Below are 4,823 nucleotides of genomic sequence, written 5' to 3'. Positions count from 1 at the left end.
CTTTTAAATAATGTCTCGCCACTGTCGTCCAGTACGAGTATTCTACTAAATATCCAAACCTAACCGGTTTGTCCTATTTAGCGAGCTGACCATCATATCATGTTTTAATATTCTGTCAACTTCTTTTCTTTTTTTGTTTCGTTAAGTTAACGGGGTAGTTATTGTGTAATCACACAGTAGCTGCTTCCGGTTCGTCTTAATGAGGTGCGTATTATAGACGCTTTAATTGGTAAGTCAAGAAGTAAATTATTTTATTTTCAATGAATCTAAAATTAATATGCTGGCTACTTAATAGCTTGGCTATTAAAGGTCGGTGGTAATCCACTTTCCAAGCCGCTTGCCCTTTCAACTGGTGGGCAGTATACGCTGTTTATGGAGAGGATCAAGGAGTTTTTCTGCTATCTCAGAGATTATCTGACTTTCTAAGAAATATGACCCATATATCAGTCAGTTAATTTTAAAAATAATTCCACTTATATTAAAAACAACTTTTTTCTTAAAACCATTTACCTTTTTCTATACCTAAGCCCTCTTTATATGGCAGCTTTATAGCTTACCTATTGTTTTAAAGAACTCTTTATAAGCCGCCACTTTCTTATCTAAGGCTAAAGGGTATGCGCGTGATGTTGATGGCAATCTATATAAGGTAAGATCCTGTACAGCGGCTTTTTCCTTATTGTCACTCTGCCACTCATAAGGATAATCTATGCTTTGATTGGTTTTTGGATACTTTGACTTAGCAGGCGGCTTGGCTAATAAATTGAGTAGCACCTCGGTGGCTTTACCGCCCGTGGTAAATAGGGTCTCAACCTTGGGGACTTGCGGCAAGATAGTATCTAGGTCAACCGGGGTAACGACGGTTAGATTTTTATCTGAGGCATTACCAGTTTCACGAATGGCTTGCCTGACGGTCGGACAAGAAGCAATCCCACGTTCAAACATAAAGTCGCGAATACGCTCAGGGTCGAAGCGTTTCTCATCGCCTACTCTAAAATAATCCACATCGTCAAAAAATACGCTGCCATAAATACGCCACATATCATTATAAAAATTTGGATAATGAAAGCGCATCGCCCACTTATCGGCAGTCGGTGGGAATGTCCCCATCATCATAACGGTAGCCTCTGGAGGCAGTACGGGTGCAAATGGGTGGGTTTCTACTTCTGCGGTACGGGCTTCGGATAATATCGAGTTATTGTTCATTTTGAGTACTATTATATGGGTTAGGTGGTTGTGTAGTCATACGATTCTTCATCAGAAAAGCGGTTTTTTTGTTATTATAGTAGACCTAAATACTACTGCATTGATCAAGGCGCTATGATAGTCAAACATAGTTGGCTTAAACAAAACCAAATTTGTTATAAATACATTTGGCTGACCTTATCATTAAGGTATTAAGCTTACTACTGATGGGCTAGGCATAGGGTTAAATGCAGTAAGTGTTTGTATCTTTTATACTAATGGCAACCGCAGTAACTGCGTAAGCATCAGACCAAAAAACCAAGAGAGTACTATGAGCGACTTAAAAATCACCGTTATCGATCACCCGTTAGTCCGTCATAAACTCAGCCTCATGCGCGAAAAAGACTGTAGCACCTATAAGTTTCGTACGTTGACCAAAGAGCTTGCACGCTTGATGGCCTATGAAGCAAGCCGTGATTTTGAAATTGAAACCTTTCCGATGCAAGGCTGGTGTGGTGAAATCACCGGCGAGCAAATTATCGGTAAGACCGCAACGATTGTGCCGATTTTACGCGCCGGTATTGGTATGCTCGACGGGGTGCTCGACTTGATTCCTACCGCAAAAATCTCTGTCGTTGGCTTACAGCGCGATGAAGAAACGCTGCAACCGGTGCCTTTCTTTGAAAAGTTTGTCAGCCATATGGACAAACGTCCAGCCCTTATCATTGATCCAATGTTAGCGACGGGCGGCTCAATGGTTGCGACCATCGAGATGTTAAAGAAAAATGGCTGTACCAATATCAAAGCATTGGTATTGGTTGCGGCACCTGAAGGCGTGCGCGTGGTTAACGAAGCGCATCCTGACGTGACCATTTATACTGCCGCTCTAGACAGTCATTTGGATGAGCACGGTTATATTATTCCAGGTCTTGGCGATGCTGGCGATAAAATCTTTGGTAAGCAGCTATTTAATAAGTAAGATAAAGCAGATAAGCCAAGACAAGCGGTCATTAGAAAAACCATGAGATATGCATAAAACATCAATGATAAGGATATGAGATGAACGTATTGATTACAGGTGCAAGTGCTGGGTTTGGTAAAGCATTGGCGGAGCGTTTGGTTGCCAAAGGTCATCGCGTGATTGGCTGTGCCAGACGCTTAGACAAACTTAACGCTCTAGCAGATACTTTGGGTGAGGCGTTTTTACCTGTGGTCATGGATGTCAGTGATACAGCATCTATCCCGCAAACCATTGCTGATTTACCTGATGATTTTAAACAAATTGATGTTTTGGTAAATAATGCTGGATTGGCACTCGGCACCGAGCCTGCACACAACGCCAGTCTTGATGACTGGATACGTATGACCGATACCAATATCAAAGGGCTTATAGCGTTGACTCATGCGGTCTTGCCAGCGATGGTCGCACGCGATAGCGGTTATATCATTAATGTCGGCTCTATCGCTGGCAGCTGGCCTTATTTTGGTGGTAACGTCTATGGTGCAACCAAGGCTTTTGTAAAGCAATTTAGCTTAAACTTGCGCGCTGACTTAATCGGTACGCAGGTGCGGGTGACCAACCTTGAGCCGGGCAATGTCGCGGGCACTGAGTTTTCAAACGTGCGCTATCATGGCGATGATGATAAAGCCGCTCAAGTTTATGATGGCTTTAAAACCATGACCGGCGATGATATTGGCGATATTTTATTGTGGCTGATTGAATCGCCTGCCCATATTAATGTCAATCGTTTAGAGGTCATGCCAGTAGCTCAGACCTATAATGGGTTAACGATTGCTAAGCAAGGTTCTTAAACGCTTAACCGACCGTTTATCTCATTAACGTAACTCGTAAGACCGAAGCAATATAGTCGCATCTATGTTGCTTCTTTTTTTGCTACTGATATTTCCTTCATCGACCAAGCGTAAATCTTGAAAGTCTAAAATTAGCACCTCATTACGCGTGCGTTCACTAGTTCGTTTATTGTGGCGTATTGGAAATCCTAAGACCTGTTTACCTTTAATCACTATCTGATTAATAATCATAGCCGGATTATTGATGGTAGCTTTTGCACTTAACTGTTGAGCATTGATGATGGCGGTGGCAGGATTAACCGTTGTGCTTAAAACCTTTGTCTGACGCACGCTTCTTGTTAAATCTCCTGCAAAAAATAATACTTGCCCTAATGATAAATACTGCGCGTGACGCATTAACTCCTGACGAAATAGCAAAGGCATATCGGTATTAAAGCTGTCTTCGGTTTGCTGAGAGAACGCCGTAAAATTGCGATGTAAATAACGTCCAAATACGCTGCTATTAATCCAGTCTTGATAAACCTCATTGGCTAGTAATTGCTGTGTAAATGCTGCGGCATCTGGCACCTCCTCTCCCATAAGCATCATGAGTAATAGCGCCTGCGGATTGGAAAGGTTTTGCTGCTGCCAGATTTGTGGATATAAGCTGCTATCAAGTGATGGTAACGTCAGCTTGTCCATGCGCTATTATCCTTATTCATCATTTAGTATATATAGTATCTATTATATACATTTATATACATCCCCTATTACAGTCATTTGCTAGCGAATAGCGGCATAGAGTGCGTGCTTAAATTTATTTGACCGCTTCATTTATATAAAAAAAGCGTCCTTAACAGACGCTTTTTATTTGAACAATTAATTTTAAATATTTTGAGATATTAATCAGCTAATACTTTAACCAACTCAAACCGTGGTACTTCTTTACCATCAACTTCAACAGTTTCAGTAAACATGGCTAATGGTCGCACCCAAATGCCATACTCACCGTATAGGCAGCGGTAAACGACTAACATTTCTTCCGTTTCGGAATGCTGCGCGGTATGCAAGACTTGGTAAAGACTGCCTTTATAATGGCGGTAAATGCCTTGGGGAACCGTTTTCTCTATCATGATTGAATCCTAATTTATTATAAAGGTACGAATCAAATACTGTCACACTATATCTATATAGCAAAAATAAATAAGGTCGACCATCAATGTCGACCTTATTTTTAATGATTATATGAATTATTGGAACTAGCCAACTTAAGCAACCGTCACTTTCGCATACGCCTTTTTACCTGCTTGGATAATAACCGTCTGACCAGAGGTTAAGCTAAAGCCTGCATCGACCACTTCGCCATCTACTTTTACCGCGCCACGCTTGATCATGTCTTTAGCCGATGAGCTGTTTTTGGCAAGCTCTGCTTGGTTTAGGATTTGCGTGATAAATAATGCCTCAGCGCCTTCCAAATCTAACGTCACTTCTGGTAAATCGACTGGCAATTCGCCATCAGCTAATACGTTACCCGCTGATTTGTGCGCATTAGCAGCCGCATCGGCATCGTGGAAGCGCTCGATTAATTCTTCAGCAAGAATGCGTTTGATTTCTTGTGGATTGCGACCATTTTCCATCTCTGCCATTAACGCCTCAACTTCTTCCATCGGCTTAAAGCTTAAAAATTCAAAGTAGCGACGGATTAAAGTATCTGGCATCGACAGCAGTTTTTGGTACATGGTGCCCGGCGCATCATAGATGCCAACATAGTTACCAAGTGACTTAGACATTTTATTAACACCGTCTAGCCCTTCTAAGATTGGCACCGTGATACAAACCTGCGGCTCTTG

General features: G+C 41.8%; 6 protein-coding genes. 2 read left to right on the top strand and 4 right to left on the bottom strand.

The features are described 5' to 3' along the window. Positions 1 to 546: 546 nt before the first annotated feature. Positions 547 to 1,203, bottom strand: a complete 657-nt coding sequence (locus ABYU67_RS11805) for a DNA glycosylase (RefSeq protein ID WP_372845440.1) — start codon at positions 1,201 to 1,203, stop codon at positions 547 to 549. Positions 1,204 to 1,513: 310 nt separating this feature from the next. Here ABYU67_RS11805 and upp point away from each other — a divergent pair, with 310 nt between their 5' ends. Both upp and ABYU67_RS11795 read left to right on the top strand, forming a co-directional pair. Beyond that, positions 1,514 to 2,161, top strand: a complete 648-nt coding sequence (gene upp, locus ABYU67_RS11800) for a uracil phosphoribosyltransferase (RefSeq protein WP_045445969.1) — start codon at positions 1,514 to 1,516, stop codon at positions 2,159 to 2,161. 80 nt (positions 2,162 to 2,241) lie between these two features. Then, positions 2,242 to 2,994 (top strand): SDR family NAD(P)-dependent oxidoreductase, encoded by a 753-nt coding sequence (locus ABYU67_RS11795; protein WP_372845438.1) that lies wholly within the window; start codon positions 2,242 to 2,244, stop codon positions 2,992 to 2,994. 24 nt (positions 2,995 to 3,018) lie between these two features. On the opposite strand, the gene ABYU67_RS11790 is transcribed toward ABYU67_RS11795, so the two are convergent. From ABYU67_RS11790 to tyrS, 3 genes are all read right to left on the bottom strand, one after another. After that, complete coding sequence (locus ABYU67_RS11790) at positions 3,019 to 3,675, bottom strand: hypothetical protein (protein ID WP_372845436.1); 657 nt, start codon at positions 3,673 to 3,675, stop codon at positions 3,019 to 3,021. Positions 3,676 to 3,875: 200 nt separating this feature from the next. Then, entirely contained in the window at positions 3,876 to 4,106 is a 231-nt protein-coding gene (locus ABYU67_RS11785) for a DUF1653 domain-containing protein (RefSeq protein WP_372845434.1), read from the bottom strand. A gap of 135 nt (positions 4,107 to 4,241) precedes the next feature. After that, the coding region (gene tyrS / locus ABYU67_RS11780) for a tyrosine--tRNA ligase (protein ID WP_372845432.1) at positions 4,242 to 4,823 on the bottom strand (582 nt) is incomplete at its 5' end.

The organism is Psychrobacter sp. (assembly GCF_041554015.1).
Taxonomy (GTDB): Bacteria; Pseudomonadota; Gammaproteobacteria; order Pseudomonadales; family Moraxellaceae; genus Psychrobacter.
This window is presented reverse-complemented; position numbering and strand designations above follow the sequence as displayed.

Coding starts and splice junctions, on each gene's coding strand:
- ABYU67_RS11785 (WP_372845434.1), bottom strand. CDS start 4,106: ATGATAGAGAAAACGGTTCCCCAAGGCATTTACCGCCATTATAAAGGC.
- upp (WP_045445969.1), top strand. CDS start 1,514: ATGAGCGACTTAAAAATCACCGTTATCGATCACCCGTTAGTCCGTCAT.
- ABYU67_RS11795 (WP_372845438.1), top strand. CDS start 2,242: ATGAACGTATTGATTACAGGTGCAAGTGCTGGGTTTGGTAAAGCATTG.
- ABYU67_RS11790 (WP_372845436.1), bottom strand. CDS start 3,675: ATGGACAAGCTGACGTTACCATCACTTGATAGCAGCTTATATCCACAA.
- ABYU67_RS11805 (WP_372845440.1), bottom strand. CDS start 1,203: ATGAACAATAACTCGATATTATCCGAAGCCCGTACCGCAGAAGTAGAA.